The organism is Acinetobacter sp. YH1901134 (assembly GCF_013416965.1).
Taxonomy (GTDB): Bacteria; Pseudomonadota; Gammaproteobacteria; order Pseudomonadales; family Moraxellaceae; genus Acinetobacter; species Acinetobacter amyesii.
In genome coordinates this window covers 155,922-171,314 of record NZ_VPEW01000008.1, presented here as the reverse complement: position 1 = coordinate 171,314, position 15,393 = coordinate 155,922, and the positions used below count along the sequence as shown (strand labels likewise).

General features: G+C 42.3%; 27 protein-coding genes. 1 reads left to right on the top strand and 26 read right to left on the bottom strand.

The window, feature by feature from the left end:
• Nucleotides 1-239 precede the first annotated feature (239 nt).
• Together FTV50_RS10285 and FTV50_RS10280 are read right to left on the bottom strand one after the other, a co-directional pair.
• The gene (locus FTV50_RS10285) at nucleotides 240-626 is read right to left on the bottom strand and encodes a hypothetical protein (RefSeq protein ID WP_111885419.1); all 387 of its coding nucleotides are present in this window, start codon (nucleotides 624-626) and stop codon (nucleotides 240-242) included.
• Nucleotides 619-876 carry a succinate dehydrogenase assembly factor 2 gene (locus tag FTV50_RS10280; RefSeq protein ID WP_078189264.1) on the bottom strand — a complete coding sequence of 86 codons (258 nt, stop codon included), beginning with the start codon at nucleotides 874-876 and terminating at the stop codon, nucleotides 619-621. Before FTV50_RS10280 ends, FTV50_RS10285 begins: the two co-directional genes overlap by 8 nt.
• Before the next feature lie 181 nt (nucleotides 877-1,057).
• Here FTV50_RS10280 and FTV50_RS10275 point away from each other — a divergent pair, with 181 nt between their 5' ends.
• Nucleotides 1,058-2,230 (top strand): acyl-CoA dehydrogenase family protein, encoded by a 1,173-nt coding sequence (locus tag FTV50_RS10275; RefSeq protein WP_180024353.1) that lies wholly within the window; start codon nucleotides 1,058-1,060, stop codon nucleotides 2,228-2,230.
• Between the two features lie 44 nt (nucleotides 2,231-2,274).
• On the opposite strand, the gene FTV50_RS10270 is transcribed toward FTV50_RS10275, so the two are convergent.
• The 24 genes from FTV50_RS10270 to rplV all read right to left on the bottom strand — a co-directional run bounded on the left by FTV50_RS10270 (nucleotide 2,275) and on the right by rplV (nucleotide 15,383).
• Nucleotides 2,275-2,958 carry an alpha/beta fold hydrolase gene (locus tag FTV50_RS10270; RefSeq protein ID WP_180024379.1) on the bottom strand — a complete coding sequence of 228 codons (684 nt, stop codon included), beginning with the start codon at nucleotides 2,956-2,958 and terminating at the stop codon, nucleotides 2,275-2,277.
• Nucleotides 2,959-3,205: 247 nt separating this feature from the next.
• Nucleotides 3,206-4,696 carry an NAD(P)/FAD-dependent oxidoreductase gene (locus FTV50_RS10265; RefSeq protein ID WP_180024352.1) on the bottom strand — a complete coding sequence of 497 codons (1,491 nt, stop codon included), beginning with the start codon at nucleotides 4,694-4,696 and terminating at the stop codon, nucleotides 3,206-3,208.
• 216 nt (nucleotides 4,697-4,912) lie between these two features.
• A complete protein-coding gene (rplQ, locus tag FTV50_RS10260; RefSeq protein ID WP_005012953.1) occupies nucleotides 4,913-5,278 on the bottom strand; it encodes a 50S ribosomal protein L17 in 366 nt (121 codons plus the stop codon).
• Between the two features lie 18 nt (nucleotides 5,279-5,296).
• Nucleotides 5,297-6,304: a DNA-directed RNA polymerase subunit alpha gene (locus FTV50_RS10255; RefSeq protein WP_004650465.1), complete on the bottom strand. Its 1,008-nt coding sequence runs from the start codon at nucleotides 6,302-6,304 to the stop codon at nucleotides 5,297-5,299.
• A 17-nt stretch (nucleotides 6,305-6,321) separates the two neighbouring features.
• On the bottom strand, nucleotides 6,322-6,948 hold the full coding sequence (gene rpsD, locus FTV50_RS10250; RefSeq protein WP_078192454.1) for a 30S ribosomal protein S4: 627 nt from the start codon (nucleotides 6,946-6,948) through the stop codon (nucleotides 6,322-6,324).
• Nucleotides 6,949-6,960: 12 nt separating this feature from the next.
• The gene (rpsK, locus tag FTV50_RS10245) at nucleotides 6,961-7,347 is read right to left on the bottom strand and encodes a 30S ribosomal protein S11 (RefSeq protein ID WP_001040166.1); all 387 of its coding nucleotides are present in this window, start codon (nucleotides 7,345-7,347) and stop codon (nucleotides 6,961-6,963) included.
• 19 nt (nucleotides 7,348-7,366) lie between these two features.
• Nucleotides 7,367-7,723 carry a 30S ribosomal protein S13 gene (rpsM, locus tag FTV50_RS10240; RefSeq protein WP_078189269.1) on the bottom strand — a complete coding sequence of 119 codons (357 nt, stop codon included), beginning with the start codon at nucleotides 7,721-7,723 and terminating at the stop codon, nucleotides 7,367-7,369.
• 107 nt (nucleotides 7,724-7,830) lie between these two features.
• Nucleotides 7,831-7,947 (bottom strand): 50S ribosomal protein L36, encoded by a 117-nt coding sequence (gene rpmJ, locus FTV50_RS10235; protein ID WP_000867907.1) that lies wholly within the window; start codon nucleotides 7,945-7,947, stop codon nucleotides 7,831-7,833.
• A gap of 20 nt (nucleotides 7,948-7,967) precedes the next feature.
• A complete protein-coding gene (secY, locus tag FTV50_RS10230; protein WP_171263746.1) occupies nucleotides 7,968-9,287 on the bottom strand; it encodes a preprotein translocase subunit SecY in 1,320 nt (439 codons plus the stop codon).
• Nucleotides 9,288-9,332: 45 nt separating this feature from the next.
• Entirely contained in the window at nucleotides 9,333-9,773 is a 441-nt protein-coding gene (rplO, locus tag FTV50_RS10225; protein ID WP_078189271.1) for a 50S ribosomal protein L15, read from the bottom strand.
• Nucleotides 9,774-9,776: 3 nt separating this feature from the next.
• Nucleotides 9,777-9,953, bottom strand: a complete 177-nt coding sequence (gene rpmD, locus FTV50_RS10220; protein WP_005012961.1) for a 50S ribosomal protein L30 — start codon at nucleotides 9,951-9,953, stop codon at nucleotides 9,777-9,779.
• Nucleotides 9,954-9,959: 6 nt separating this feature from the next.
• Nucleotides 9,960-10,457, bottom strand: a complete 498-nt coding sequence (rpsE, locus tag FTV50_RS10215) for a 30S ribosomal protein S5 (protein ID WP_067762902.1) — start codon at nucleotides 10,455-10,457, stop codon at nucleotides 9,960-9,962.
• A 2-nt stretch (nucleotides 10,458-10,459) separates the two neighbouring features.
• Complete coding sequence (gene rplR, locus FTV50_RS10210) at nucleotides 10,460-10,810, bottom strand: 50S ribosomal protein L18 (RefSeq protein ID WP_067762903.1); 351 nt, start codon at nucleotides 10,808-10,810, stop codon at nucleotides 10,460-10,462.
• A 14-nt stretch (nucleotides 10,811-10,824) separates the two neighbouring features.
• The gene (gene rplF, locus FTV50_RS10205) at nucleotides 10,825-11,358 is read right to left on the bottom strand and encodes a 50S ribosomal protein L6 (RefSeq protein ID WP_078189272.1); all 534 of its coding nucleotides are present in this window, start codon (nucleotides 11,356-11,358) and stop codon (nucleotides 10,825-10,827) included.
• A 13-nt stretch (nucleotides 11,359-11,371) separates the two neighbouring features.
• Nucleotides 11,372-11,767: a 30S ribosomal protein S8 gene (gene rpsH, locus FTV50_RS10200; protein ID WP_078189273.1), complete on the bottom strand. Its 396-nt coding sequence runs from the start codon at nucleotides 11,765-11,767 to the stop codon at nucleotides 11,372-11,374.
• 12 nt (nucleotides 11,768-11,779) lie between these two features.
• A complete protein-coding gene (rpsN, locus tag FTV50_RS10195) occupies nucleotides 11,780-12,085 on the bottom strand; it encodes a 30S ribosomal protein S14 (protein ID WP_067762906.1) in 306 nt (101 codons plus the stop codon).
• A gap of 9 nt (nucleotides 12,086-12,094) precedes the next feature.
• On the bottom strand, nucleotides 12,095-12,631 hold the full coding sequence (rplE, locus tag FTV50_RS10190; protein ID WP_067762907.1) for a 50S ribosomal protein L5: 537 nt from the start codon (nucleotides 12,629-12,631) through the stop codon (nucleotides 12,095-12,097).
• A 15-nt stretch (nucleotides 12,632-12,646) separates the two neighbouring features.
• A complete protein-coding gene (rplX, locus tag FTV50_RS10185; RefSeq protein ID WP_078189274.1) occupies nucleotides 12,647-12,964 on the bottom strand; it encodes a 50S ribosomal protein L24 in 318 nt (105 codons plus the stop codon).
• A gap of 9 nt (nucleotides 12,965-12,973) precedes the next feature.
• A complete protein-coding gene (gene rplN / locus FTV50_RS10180) occupies nucleotides 12,974-13,342 on the bottom strand; it encodes a 50S ribosomal protein L14 (RefSeq protein ID WP_005012978.1) in 369 nt (122 codons plus the stop codon).
• Nucleotides 13,343-13,431: 89 nt separating this feature from the next.
• Nucleotides 13,432-13,689 carry a 30S ribosomal protein S17 gene (rpsQ, locus tag FTV50_RS10175; RefSeq protein WP_078192456.1) on the bottom strand — a complete coding sequence of 86 codons (258 nt, stop codon included), beginning with the start codon at nucleotides 13,687-13,689 and terminating at the stop codon, nucleotides 13,432-13,434.
• Entirely contained in the window at nucleotides 13,686-13,883 is a 198-nt protein-coding gene (gene rpmC, locus FTV50_RS10170) for a 50S ribosomal protein L29 (RefSeq protein WP_005012982.1), read from the bottom strand. Before rpmC ends, rpsQ begins: the two co-directional genes overlap by 4 nt.
• Nucleotides 13,883-14,296, bottom strand: coding sequence for a 50S ribosomal protein L16 (gene rplP, locus FTV50_RS10165; protein ID WP_068909575.1), 414 nt, complete (start codon nucleotides 14,294-14,296; stop codon nucleotides 13,883-13,885). The genes rpmC and rplP overlap by 1 nt, the downstream gene beginning before the upstream one ends.
• 3 nt (nucleotides 14,297-14,299) lie before the next feature.
• Nucleotides 14,300-15,052, bottom strand: a complete 753-nt coding sequence (gene rpsC, locus FTV50_RS10160) for a 30S ribosomal protein S3 (protein ID WP_078189277.1) — start codon at nucleotides 15,050-15,052, stop codon at nucleotides 14,300-14,302.
• A 1-nt stretch (nucleotide 15,053) separates the two neighbouring features.
• Nucleotides 15,054-15,383, bottom strand: coding sequence for a 50S ribosomal protein L22 (gene rplV / locus FTV50_RS10155; protein WP_035265103.1), 330 nt, complete (start codon nucleotides 15,381-15,383; stop codon nucleotides 15,054-15,056).
• Between the last annotated feature and the right edge of the window lie 10 nt (nucleotides 15,384-15,393).

Genomic DNA, 15,393 nt, shown 5'->3' with positions numbered 1-15,393 from the left:
TAACACAATCGCTATTACCAGAAACATCCAAGTTGGCATCATCATGATGATTTCCTTTAACGGCTGTTGGTAAGGCTAATATATAGGCAGAGAATCACCGCACAGCTTAAAATTGTCTGACAATTTAAATATTTTGCCAATAAAATCCAATCCTGTCAGACAAGATTATTTTACCTACAAGATAAGATAATGAAATATTTGTATTTTATTGAATTTTAAAAAATAAGGCTGTCTAACAATTAGATCATTTTGGCCAATACTTTGAGCGATTTCCACTGTTTCAATGACAATTGATCGCGCCAAATAATCACCGGTTTTGCACGTGCATGCATAAAGTACACCACAATATACATTTGATGATCCAAAATATGGCTAATTTGAACACGTTGTACTGGGCGGTTCAGTCGTTGCAAAGACCAATCAGTTCCATCCAAATATTCTAGACTGGTGACGTGTAAATGCTTACGGAAAAACAGAACATAAACCACTAGCCCGATGAGAAAAAATATCCCCCAAAGCATGGGCGTTAGTAACTGATAAAGCAGCGTCATCAATACCGCAAAAATAAAAAACTGAAACGCATGCGATAAAAAACTGCGTTTCAGTTTGAATTGCCGATTATCCATGAACGTAATGTTTTAATTTTTGAATAAACGTTTTTAATTCAGGACGTGGCGGTTCACTAACTTCCATAAACCAATCCAACAAATCTGGATCTTCTGCAGCAACGAGTTCTGCAAACATGTCTTTTTCAGCTGCATCGGCTTGTAAATAGTAATTTTTGACGTAGGGATCAAAATAAACATCAATCTCTTTTAAACCACGACGTGCACGGTAGATCACTTTACGCTCTTCTAAGCTGATTTCATCAGTCATTGTCTTCCCCAATCTTTGAACCCGTCTAGTGTAACTCATCCACCCCATTGAAGTGGAGTGTTTTCACAGATTGACCGAATGCTTCATCGCATTTCCTGCTTTTGAATGTTCTGCACATTGCAGTCACTCGCTGCATCTTATAAGTTGAGACAAAGCCATAAAAATGAATAGGATATTCAAAATGCAATCTGGAGCGATTCGCCCACTCAACAACATGCTGCCACGTCAATTATTTAATGCAGAACATGATACATTTCGTGAAACAGTACGAAAATTTTATGAAAAAGAAGTTGTGCCCAATATCGAAAAATATGAAAAACAACAACATGTTGACCGTGACTTATGGAATAAAGCCGGTGCCATGGGCTTGCTTTGCCCGACCATGCCCGAAGCTTATGGCGGCTATGGTGTAGACCGACTCTATAGCATGATTCTGATTGAAGAGCAGGCCTATGCCATGGACTCCTCTACTGGCTTTTCACTGCATTCCGACATCGTGGCCAATTATATTCATAACTTTGGCAATGAAGAACAAAAGCTGCATTGGCTGCCGAAAATGGCATCTGGCGAAACCGTGACTGCCATTGCAATGACCGAACCGGGCACAGGTTCAGACCTACAAGCCGTACGCACAACTGCTACAGAAGATGGTGATGACTATATTATTAATGGGTCAAAAATTTTTATCACCAATGGCTATTTATGTGACATGGCGATTGTGGTCTGCAAGACAGGCAATAGTGAAAAAGGTTCAGCCAATTTATCGTTAATTATCGTCGAGGCAGATCGCGTCGGTTTTAGTAAAGGCAAACCTTTAAACAAAATTGGCATGAAAGGTCAGGATACCTGTGAACTGTTCTTTGACAATGTCCGCGTCCCTAAAAGCAACTTACTCGGCATGCAAGGTATGGGCTTTATGATGCTGATGAAGGAGCTGGCTTGGGAACGTATGTTGGTCGCGATTATTTGCCAAGCCGGTGCAGAAGCAGCCTTTGCTCACACTGTTCAATACACCAAAGAGCGTAAGGCCTTTGGCAAAACGGTATCAAGTTTCCAAAACACCCGTTTTAAATTGGCAGAACTACGTACTGAAATCGATTTTTGTCGAGCTTATTTAGATCGCTGTATGGAACTACAACTTGAGGAACAGCTCGGTATTGACGCTGCTGCGGCTGCTAAATACAAAATTTCAGAAATGTTTTCCAAAGTCGTGGATGAATGTCTGCAGTTGCATGGTGGATATGGCTATATGCTTGAATATCCAATTGCACGGGCTTATATCGACAATCGAGCCAATCGTATTTATGCAGGTACCAATGAAATTATGAAAGAGCTGATTTCCCGCTCTTTATAACAACAAAGCCCATCATCTGATGGGCTTTTTTCATTCTTTCGATATCAACTTAAATCATTCACAAAATCACAGATCAGTGCAGTGACCAATGCGGGTTGCTCTTTATGCGGCATGTGATGAAGCCCTTCCAAAATCTCTAGTTCAGCATCACCTTGTATACTCGAAAAAAGTTTCTGAGCTTGTGCTGTAGTCCCGTATTCATCCAGTTCTCCATGGATGATCAAGCTTGGATACTGTACTTTTCCAACATATTGCTCGAGGTTCCATTGACGAAAACTCGGTGAGAGCCAAGTTTCAGTCCAAGCATCCAAAACCCATTGGGCTTTATCCCCATGATATTTAGCCAAGCGTTCAAGTTGTCCCAGCTGCGCAAACCCTATTTTGGCTTCACGTATACCCGATAATGTCAGTTCTTCCACTTCATACTGTGCTGCTATGGAGATCAGACCTCGACATTGTTCAGTATATTCACTGGCAATCACGACAGACATTCCCCCACCGACACTATGTCCCATCACGATAAACTGTTGAATGGAATAATGTTGAAGTAGCGCCTTAAAGCCCTGCTGTGCTTCGGCATAGACAAAATCAGTACTTAATACATCAGGATTTGCTGACGAACGACCAAAACTCAACCGATCATAAGCAATGACCTTTCTGCCAGACGCAGAAGCCAATTGCGCAGGAAAATCACGCCACAAATCCAAACTCCCCAGTGAATCATGCATCAATATAATCGGGGCCAAAGTTACATCTTTTTCTGCTGTTTCAGGCTGCCAAGCTTTGGTATATAGCTCATAATCATTTAATTTATAAATTCTGAATGTTCTTGAATATTCACATTAACCCTGTGTGCTTTTCCTTATTTTCAACATGATATATTTTTCAACAAATAAAGCGCATCAAATAAAACCCTAAAGTCACTCATCTAAAGCAAAAAAAAAGGAGCATGATGCTCCTTTTTCTATAACTGCCTTAAGAAACTAATCTTGGTTTAGCCGCCACTTGATCTGACTTTTTTTCAAATTTCAGCACTCCATCTTCAAATGAAGCATGCTTTAATTCTTTACGATCTGCCAAATAGTTATTGCTGACTTTCCACGGTGCATGTTTACCCTGTTTTGGCATCACATCTGCTGCACGTGCAATATAGCCTGAGGTCAAACTGCCCATCACCGTATCTTCTAACAACTCGGTCGCATCACCTTGAGGAATCACTTGGTTGTAACCATTTTGATCCATATAGTTAATCAATTTACAGATGTATTCAGAAGCGATATCAACTTTTAATGTCCATGAAGCATTAATATAGCCAATAATCATCGCCATATTTGGTACATCACTGACCATAACACCACGATATAACATATGTTTAGAGGTATTCAGTGGTTCTCCATCAATTGTGGCACTGATCCCGCCTAAAATTTGAATGTTGAGACCTGTAGCAGAAATTACTACATCTGCATCAAGATGTTTACCTGATTTCAATTGAATGCCATTTTCAGTAAAACTTTCAATTTGATCGGTTTCAACAGATGCACGGCCTTCACGTAAAATTTTAAACAAATCACCATCTGGCACCACACAAAGCCGCTGATCCCAAGGATTATAATCTGGGGTAAAGTGCTTCATATCCACTTTACCTTTCAATTGCAACTCAATTGATTTTAATAAAAACTTACGGAGTAATTTAGGTTGCTTTTGTGCAACAGCATAAACAGCCCGCTGTACACCGATATTCCGTGCACGGGTAAGTTTATAAGCAACATCTTCAGGTAATACTTTACGCATCTTGTCATAAATGATGTCAATAGAAGGTACTGAGGCAATATAAGTTGGAGAGCGCTGTAACATTGTTACATGAGCTGCACCTCCTTTTGCCATGGCAGGGACCAAGGTAATCGCTGTTGCTCCACTGCCAATAATCACCACTTTTTTGCCTGTATAATTAAAATTTTCAGGCCAATGTTGTGGATGAATGAAGGTACCTTTAAAGTTTTCCTGCCCTTTAAACTCAGGTTGGAACCCTTGGTCATAATTATAATAACCCGTACAGCCAAAGACGAAATTTGCAACCCAGGTTTGTTGTTTCTTCTTCGCATCTTCAATAACAACAGACCATTTACGAGTTTGTGAATCGTAGTTCGCACTCACAACACGGTGCAGAAAATGAATTTTTTCTTTAATCTTATATTCGTCAATTACTTCAGAAAGATAGCCTTTGATCGAAGGCCCGTCTGCAAGCACACTAGATTTTTTCCACGGCTTAAAATTAAAGCCAAAAGTTGACATGTCCGAATCAGACCGAATACCCGGATATTTAAAAAGGTCCCATGTACCACCAAAACTTTCACGACGTTCAATAATTTCAAATGAACGATTAGGACAATTTTTTGAAAGATGAGCAGCCAAACCTACACCGGAGATCCCTGCACCTACAATGAGAATATCAACTTGTTTTTCCATGTTGTTCTTTTAACCTATCTTAGATTTATATTTATTAAATCACATTTTTGACAATGCACAATGTCAAGTTTAAGCAAAAGGCGTTTTATTTTTATCTTTTAAGGACAAATTGAATTATTGTCTAACAATATATAGCCACCACAAAACTGCAGGCATTAAAAAAGGTCGGTTAAAAACCGACCTTTTTTAGAACAACGTACGCTGCTCTTCACGAAATTAGTTAACTTCGCGATCTACTAGCTCAACGTAAGCCATCGGTGCAGCATCACCTGCACGGAAGCCCGCTTTAAGAACACGTAGATAACCGCCGTTACGTTCTTTGTAACGAGGGCCAAGAACGGTAAATAATTTACCAACAGTTGCAGCTGAACGAGTACGAGCAAACGCTAAACGGCGGTTTGCTACAGAATCGACTTTAGCTAAAGTGATTAAAGGCTCAGCAACACGACGCAATTCTTTTGCTTTAGGAACAGTAGTTTTAATTAACTCGTGTTCGAACAAAGAATTAGCCATGTTTTGGAACATCGCTTTACGATGACTGCTTGTACGGCCTAATTTCACACCACTATTACGATGACGCATGGTGATAGTCCTACTTAATTAACGACTACGATAAGCAAAGCGATCGTCCATGCGGAGGCTAGCCGGTGGCCAGTTCTCTAAACGCATGCCCAATTGCAAGCCTTTCGATGCCAGAACATCTTTAATCTCAGTCAACGATTTTTTACCTAGGTTAGGAGTTTTTAGCAACTCAACTTCAGTACGTTGAACAAGATCGCCAATGTAGTAAATATTTTCTGCTTTCAAACAGTTAGCAGAACGAACAGTAAGCTCTAGATCATCTACTGGACGAAGCAAAATCGGATCAACTTCTTCACGAGGCTCTTGAGCAACTGGTGCTTGATCTTTCTGAAGATCAACAAAAATTGCAATTTGTTGTTGCAAGATTGTTGCCGCTTTGCGGATTGCTTCTTCAGGATCAACAGTACCGTTGGTTTCAAGATCAATGATCAGTTTATCAAGATCAGTACGTTGTTCTACACGAGCGTTTTCCACTGTGTAAGACACACGTTTGATTGGGCTGTAAGAAGCATCTAATTGCAAACGACCCACTGGGCGAGTTTCGCCCTCAGGGAAGCGTGAATCAGAAGTCTCATAACCACGACCTTGAGAAACTTTCAGGCGCATTTTTAATGAGCCAGAAGCACTTAAAGTACCGATCAAATGTTCAGGGTTAACCACTTCAACATTGTGTGGTAAACGAAGGTCAGCGGCTGTAACGTCGCCAGGACCTTGTTTTTCCAATGTCAGATAAGCTTCATTTTGATCGAACAGCTTAATAGACAATCCTTTTAGGTTCAGCAAGAGCTCGACGATGTCCTGCTGCAAGCCTTCCAAAGTACTGTACTCGTGCTCGACACCTTCAATCTCTACTTCAACCACGGCTGCGCCAGGTAAAGAAGACAAAAGGATACGACGTAAAGCATTACCAAGAGTATGACCAAAGCCACGCTCTAATGGTTCTAGAATAACTTTTGCCGAGGTCCCGCTTGCCGCTTCGACCTTAATCGCTTGCGGAGTTAGAAACTCATTTGCAGTACGCGTCATTATTGCTACCTCAAGGATTATTTAGAATACAATTCTACAATCAAGCTTTCGTTGATTTCAGCAGGTAAATCAGAGCGATCTGGTGCAGCTTTGAATGTACCTTCCAATTTAGAATGATCAATTTCAATCCAAGATGGAATGCCACGTTGAGTCGCTAACTCAACTGCGTTTTTAATACGCAATTGTTGTTTAGCACCTTCGTGAACCGCAACAACGTCACCAGCTTTAACTTGGATAGACGCGATGTTAACACGACGACCATTTAAAGTGATTGAACGGTGAGATACAAGCTGACGAGCTTCTGCACGTGTAGAACCAAAACCCATGCGATAAACAACGTTATCTAGACGGCTTTCAAGAAGTTTCAACAAGTTTTCACCTGTTGCGCCTTTAACACGAGCAGCTTCTTTGTAGTAGTTACTAAATTGACGCTCTAAAACACCGTACATACGACGTACTTTTTGTTTTTCACGTAATTGTAGTGAGTACTCAGATTGTTTGCCGCCACGAGCGCCACCATGTTGGCCAGGTGCTTTAGCAGCTTTTTTTGTTTTGACGTCAAATGGTTTAACGCCAGATTTTAATTGCAGGTCTGTCCCTTCGCGGCGAGAGAGTTTGCATTTTGGACCAATATAACGAGCCATGAATGTTTCTCCTTACACGCGACGTTTTTTAGGTGGACGGCAACCGTTGTGCGGGATTGGCGTCACATCGGTAATGCTGTTAATTTTATAACCCACTGCACCTAAAGCACGAACCGCAGATTCACGACCTGGACCAGGACCTTTTACAAGGACGTCCAAGTTTTTCAAACCGTAATCTAAAGCAGCTTTACCAGCAACCTCAGCAGCTACCTGAGCAGCAAACGGAGTTGATTTACGTGATCCACGGAAGCCTTGTCCACCAGAGGTAGCCCAAGCCAGTGCATTACCTTGACGATCGGTAATAGTCACAATGGTGTTATTAAAAGAAGCGTGAATGTGTGCAACACCTTCAGAGACGGTACGAGTGACCTTCTTGCGTGTGCGAGTATCTTTAGCCATCTTTTAGCTTCCAGAAATCTTATTTCTTAATAGGTTTGCGCGGACCTTTACGGGTACGTGCGTTAGTTTTGGTGCGTTGACCACGGACAGGCAAGCTGCGACGATGACGAAGACCGCGGTAGCAGCCTAAATCCATTAAACGTTTAATGTTCATGGAAATTTCGCGACGTAAATCACCTTCGGTAGGAACCTTAGTAACTTCTGCACGAATCGCATCAAGCTGAGCGTCATCTAATTCACGAATTTTAGTTGTTGGTGCAATACCAGCAGCAGCTAAGATAGCTTTTGCAGTGTGGCGACCAATACCAAAAATGTACGTTAGAGAGATAACAGCATGCTTGTTATCCGGAATGTTTACACCGGCAATACGAGCCATTCAATTTTCTCCAAAAAGGCAGTTAAGATAATCAACCGCCCGACAAAATCTTTGAGGGGCGGATAATAACCTAATTAGCCTACTGAAATCAACAGGTCTTGATCAGATTAACCTTGACGCTGCTTATGACGAGGTTCTGCGCTGCAAATTACGCGAATAACCCCATTACGACGGATAACTTTACAGCTACCACAAATTTTCTTTACAGAAGCTTGAACTTTCATAATGAAACCTCTAAGTGCGCTTATCCTTTCGGATGAGCAGTCGTTTTACGCATTAACGATTGATTGTCATATTGATGCGATGTGAGATGAGCTTGAAGCTGAGCCATAAAGTCCATCACCACCACCACTACGATCAGTAAAGACGTACCACCTAAGCTAAATGGAATACCAAATGAACTTTGTAGAATCATCGGCATTAAACAGATGATTGTGATATAAACCGCGCCAATAAAAGTCAAACGATTCAAAATATGATCTAAATAGCGTGCAGTTTGCTCACCAGGACGAATACCCGGTACATAAGCACCACTACGTTTTAAATTCTCTGACACTTCTTTCGGGCTAAATACTAGCGCAGTATAGAAGTAACAGAAGAAGATAATTAATGCGCCAAATAGCACCAAATACATCGGTTGACCCGGCGACAATACGAGTGCCAAATCTTGTAGGCCACGTTTAATCACGCCAGCATTTGGATCTGCGCTGCCTACCCATTGCCCTAAGCTCGCTGGGAACAATAGCAATGAACTAGCAAAAATTGCAGGAATCACACCCGCCATATTAATTTTTAATGGCAAATGTGTTTGCTGGGCAGTAAATACACGACGACCTTGTTGTTTTTGAGCATAGTTTACCGGAATACGACGCTGCGCCTTCTCAATAAACACAATTGCTGCTAACACTGCAACAGACAGCAATGCAAAAATTGCAAGACCAATTAAACTTGATTGGCCATTATCTACTGAGGTTAAAGATTGCAGAACCAAGTTCGGCAAACCAGCAACAATACCAGCGAAGATGATCATGGAAATACCATTCCCTACTCCACGCTCTGTAATTTGCTCACCTAACCACATCAGGAACATTGTACCTGCAACTAAAGAAGTTACAGCAGGAACGTAAAAAGCAAGTCCACTAGTCAAAGTAATATTTTGACTAATCAGACCTGCACACATCCCAACAGCTTGCACAAGTGCAAGAAACAATGTGCCTTGTCGCGTATATTGATTGATCTTACGCTTACCTTGTTCGCCTTCTTTCTTTAAAGCTTCCAGCGAAGGAACAACCGTAGACATTAACTGCACAATAATCGATGCAGAGATATACGGCATAATCCCAAGAGCAAGAATTGACATACGCTCTAATGCACCACCTGAGAACATGTTAAACAAACCAAGGATCGTACCTTGGTTTGCATTAAACAGATTCTCTAGTGCGGCATTGTTAATGCCCGGTACTGGAATATGTGCTCCCAGTCGAAAAACCAACAACGCCCCGATGAGGAACATCATACGGCGGATAATTTCACGATATTTCACATGAAAAGGCTGGCCTTTCATCATGTTAACATGACCTGTCGAACTAGGAGTCATAGACACTGGGGATTACTCCTCGACTTTACCGCCAGCAGCTTCAACAGCAGCTTTAGCGCCTTTAGTCAATGCAACACCTTGAACAGTGAACGCACGAGTAATTTCACCAGAAAGTACGATACGTGCACGTAACATATCTTTACGCACAACGTTAGCAGCTTTTAAAGTTTCAAGAGACACGATGTCGCCTTCAACTTTAGCGAGTTCTGATAAACGTACTTCAGCAGTTTTCAAAGCCATTTGGCTAGTGAAACCGAATTTAGGTAAACGACGATATAACGCAGTTTGACCACCTTCGAAACCAGGACGTGTACCACCGCTCTTACGTGAGTTTTGACCTTTGACACCACGGCCACCAGTCTTACCAACGCCAGAACCGATACCACGGCCTAAACGTAGGTTGTCACGCTTAGCACCTTCTGCAGGTGCAATTGTATTTAAACGCAGAGTCATGGCTTATTCCTCTACACTAACCATATAGTAAACTTGGTTGATCATACCACGGTTAGAAGGCGTATCTTGCACTTCAACTGTATGACCAATACGACGCAGACCTAAACCTTTAAGGCTAAGCTTGTGATTTTTCAAGCGATGCGATGAAGATTTAGTCTGGGTAACTTTAATCGTTTTCATGATTGATTACCCTTGAATTTGTGCTACTGATAAACCACGTTTCGCAGCAACTTTCTCAGGAGAAGTCATATCACGCAAACCGTTAAAAGTTGCGTTTACTACGTTAGCAGCGTTAGTAGAACCATAACACTTAGTTAATACGTTACGTACACCTACAGCTTCTAAAACTGCACGCATAGCGCCACCAGCAATTACACCAGTACCTTCAGAAGCAGGTTGCATGTAAACGCGGCTTGCACCGTGACGAGCATTGATAGGGTGCTGAACAGTACCGTCAACAAGGTCAACAGTAATCATGTTGCGACGAGCAGCTTCAAGTGCTTTAGAAATAGCAGCTGGAACTTCACGTGCTTTACCACGACCAAAACCTACGCGACCATTACCATCACCCACAACAGTTAATGCTGTGAAAGAGAAGATACGACCACCCTTAACAACTTTGGCTACACGATCAACGGCAACCAGCTTTTCAACAAGACCTTCGTTTTGTTCAACTTTAGCCATGATTAGAACTCCAAGCCGTTTTCACGAGCAGCATCAGCCAAGGCTTTGATACGACCATGATATTTGAAACCAGAACGGTCAAATGCAACTTTAGTTACACCAGCCGCTTTAGCACGTTCTGCAATTAAAGCACCAACTTTCTGAGCCGATTCAACGTTACCAGTAGTACCAGCACGTAGAGTAGCGTCTAAAGTAGAAGCTTGCGCTAATACTTTGCCACCATCTGCAGAGATAACTTGAGCATAGATGTGACGCGGAGTGCGGTTTACACACAAACGAGTCGCACCCAATGCACGGATGTGCAAGCGTGTGCTTTTCGCACGACGCAAACGGGATTGTTTCTTTTCGTTCATAAGAACCTCGCGCCTTATTTCTTCTTAGCTTCTTTACGAAGTACAACTTCGTCAGAATAACGAACACCTTTACCTTTATAAGGCTCTGGCGGACGGTAACCACGGATTTCTGCAGCAACTTGACCTAATTTAGCTTTATCAGCTGATTTAAGTACAATTTCAGTTGCAGTAGGAGTTTCTGCAGTTACACCTTCAGGAAGGTTGTAGTCGATCGGGTGAGAGAAACCAAGGTTAAGGTTAACAATATTACCTTTAACCGCAGCTTTATAACCAACACCGATAAGCTGTAACTTACGTTCGAAACCTTCGTTAACACCTTTTACAAGATTGTTAAGCACAGCGCGAGCAGTACCAGCCTGCATCCAAGCATCTTTAGATTCAGCTTTAGGAGCAATAACTAGAGTACCGTCTTCCTGTTTTAGCTCGACCAGCGCATGCAGGTTGAAAGACAATGTACCTTTGCTGCCTTTCACTTCGACCTGCCGGCCGTTCTGAGTAACTGTAACACCGTTAGGTACAGTTACTGGGGCTTTAGCCACACGAGACATGAGGAATCACCTATTAAGAAACAAAAGCAATAACTTCACCACCGATACCTGCAGCACGTGCAGCGCGATCAGTCATGATGCCTTTGCTTGTAGAAACAATTGCAATACCTAAACCTTGCTTAACGCTAGGAAGTGCATCTTTACCGCGATATTGACGTAGACCAGGACGGCTTACGCGTTTCACAGTATCGATAACTGGTTTGCCTTCGAAATATTTTAAAGTAATCGTTAAAGTCGCTTTGCCTTCATTATCAGCAACAGCTACATCAGCGATATAACCTTCTTGTTGAAGTACGTTAGCAATCGCAACTTTCAACTTTGAGTTTGGCATAGAAACAGTTTGTTTCTTTGCCATTTGTGCGTTACGAACACGTGTTAGCATGTCGGCAACGGTATCTTGCATACTCATTTATAGTGCTCCTTACCAGCTTGCCTTAACAACGCCCGGTACATCACCTTGCATTACTGTTTCACGTAATTTGTTACGGCTTAAACCGAACTTACGGAAGTAACCATGAGGACGACCAGTTAAACCACAACGGTTACGTAGACGTACTGGAGACGCATTACGTGGTAATGCTTGAAATTTCATCATCGCTTCGAAACGTTCTTCGTCTGATGCATTTACGTTTGCGATAATTGCTTTTAATTCAGCACGTTTCGCAGCGTATTTAGCAACAGTAGCTTCGCGTTTCAATTCGCGATTAATCATACCTTTCTTAGCCATATCGACCTCTTATTTGAACGGGAAGCCGAATGCACGCATAAGCGCACGGCCTTCGTCATCGGTGCGAGCAGTCGTAGTGATGGTAATGTCCATACCACGAATACGATCAATCTTATCAAAATCGATTTCAGGGAACATGATTTGTTCCTTAAGACCCATTGAGTAGTTACCACGACCATCAAATGATTTCGCAGAGAAACCACGGAAGTCACGGATACGAGGGATCGCGATAGAGATCAAACGGTCTAAGAATTCGTACATACGTTCGCCACGTAAAGTAACTTTACAGCCGATCGGCCAACCATCACGGATTTTGAAACCAGCGATAGATTTACGAGCTAAAGTAAGTACTGGTTTTTGACCAGCAATTGCTTGCATATCAGAAAGAGCGCCATCTAACAATTTCTTGTCAGCTGATGCAGCACCAACACCCATGTTGATGGTAATTTTTGTAATGCGAGGGATATCCATCACATTCTTAACGCCCAATGTTTCTTTTAATTGAGCCTTAAGTTCGTCGTTGTAACGCGTTTTAAGTCTGGCCATTGCCTAGTCAACCTATTACTTCGCTACCGCCACTGATTCACCATTAGATTTGAATACGCGAGTTTTCACGCCTTCAATCACTTGGTAACCAACACGGTCAGCCTTTTGGGTTGTAGCATTAAAAATTGCCACGTTAGAGATATGAAGCTCAGCTTCTTGAGTTACGATGCCGCCTTCAGCGCCAGTAGCTCGGTTAGGCTTTTGATGCTTCGTTACCAAGTTAAGGCCTTCAACCTTAACACGGTCATTTGAAACAGACAAAACAGTACCTTGTTTGCCTTTTTCTTTACCTGCGATCACAATTACTTGATCGCCCTTTTTAATCTTAGCCATGAGTGCCTCTTATAGAACTTCAGGAGCCAATGAAATAATTTTCATGAACTGTTCAGTACGAAGTTCACGAGTCACTGGTCCGAAAATACGAGTTGCAATCGGCGCTTTGTTGTTGTTCAAAATAACAGCTGCGTTATCGTCGAAACGAATAACTGAACCATCTGCACGACGGATGCCGAATTTTGTACGTACAACTACAGCATTCATCACGTCACCTTTTTTAACACGTGCGCGTGGAATAGCTTCTTTTACAGTAACTTTAATAATGTCGCCAACAGAAGCATAACGACGATGTGAACCACCAAGTACTTTAATACATTGTACGCGGCGAGCACCACTGTTGTCTGCTACGTCGAGCATACTTTCGGTTTGAATCATTGCCCTACTCCAAAACCGAGCATCACCGGTCGCAATTTCGAAAGGCTCAAAGAGTACTCGAAATTGACCGATGATGCAAGAACGTTTAATTACTCAGCAGCAGCTTCAACAACTTCAACTAAAGTCCAAGACTTAGTTTTAGACATTGGGCGGCTTTCTTTGATGCTTACTACGTCGCCAACTTTAGCAACATTGTTTTCATCATGAGCGTGTAATTTAGTTGAACGGCGGATTAATTTGCCATACAACGGGTGTTGAACGCGGCGTTCGATAAGAACAACGATAGACTTGTCCATCTTGTCGCTAACTACTTTACCGGTTAACGTGCGAACTGTTTGTTCACTCATTGTCCGTTCCCCTGTTTTTCGGTAAGGAGGGTCTTAATACGAGCAATTGTCTTACGAGTAAGCGCAACTTCGTGCGATTTACCCAATTGACCAGTTGCTTTCGCCATACGAAGACGGAATTGGTTAAGCTGTTGCTCATCAAGCAAAGCTGTCAACTCTTCTACCGACTTTTCACGTAGATCATTAGTTTTCATTACATTACCGTCCGAGTCACGATAGTGGTTTTAAACGGAAGTTTTGCAGCAGCAAGCGTAAACGCTTCGCGAGCAAGTTCTTCGTTAACACCATCAATTTCGTACAAGACTTTACCTGGTTTGATTTGGCAAACCCAGTATTCCACAGAACCTTTACCTTTACCCATACGAACTTCTAATGGTTTTTCAGTAATTGGTTTGTCTGGGAAAACACGGATAAAGATCTTACCACCACGTTTAATACGACGGCTGATTGTACGACGCGCTGCTTCAATTTGACGTGCTGTCATTTGACCACGTTCAACTGATTTAAGTGCAATAGTACCAAAAGATACTGAGCTACCGCGATGTGCTAGACCAGTGTTACGGCCTTTTTGCACTTTACGGAATTTAGTACGTTTAGGTTGTAACATGGATTATTCTCCTTTTTCAGCAGAACGATCATTGCGACGACCACGACGCTCTTGACCTTCACCACGACCACGGCCACGTTTAGCTGGACGTTCTTCAGCTGGAGCTGGGTTCATGACTTGTTTCATGCCGCCCAAGATCTCACCACGGAAGATCCATACTTTAACGCCGATCGTACCGTAAGTAGTCTCAGCACGCATAGTAGCATAGTCGATGTCAGCACGAAGAGTATGAAGAGGTACACGACCTTCACGATACCATTCAGTACGAGCAATCTCAGCACCACCTAGACGGCCTGAAACTTCTACTTTGATACCTTTAGCACCAGCACGCATAGAGTTTTGAACCGCACGCTTCATAGCACGACGGAACATTACACGTTTTTCTAATTGAGAAGCGATTGCTTCAGCAACTAAACGAGCGTCTAAATCTGGGCGATCGATTTCGTTGATACTTACTTGCGCAGGAACACCCATAATGGCTGTTAATTCGCGTTGTAATTTCTCAATGTCTTCGCCTTTTTTACCGATCACGATACCAGGACGTGCAGTGCTAATAGTAACTTTAGCTGCGCCTGTAGGGCGTTCGATAAGAATATTGCTCACCATCGCATTCTTAAGTTTTTTAGTTAAAAACTCACGAACTTGAAGATCTTTTAGCAAATATTCAGCATATTGTTTCGGATTCGCATACCAGTTAGCGTTATGACGTTTCACAACACCTAGGCGGATACCGATTGGATGAACCTTCTGACCCATATCAAACCCCTACCTTAACGGTAATGTGACAAGTACGCTTAGTAATACGATCTGCACGGCCTTTAGCACGTGGCAAAATACGTTTCAGGCTCATGCCTTCATCAACGTAGATCGTAGAAACTTTAAGGTCGTCTACATCTAAACTGTTATTGTGTTCAGCGTTTGCAATCGCAGATTCCAATGCTTTTTTAACTAAAACTGCAGCTTTTTTGTTGCTGAAGTTTAAGATATTTAAAGCATGCGCAACAGATTTGCCGCGAATTAGGTCTGCAACCAAACGTGCTTTTTGTGCCGAGATAGCGGCACCGCGTAATTTAGCAGTTACTTCCATCATAGCACCT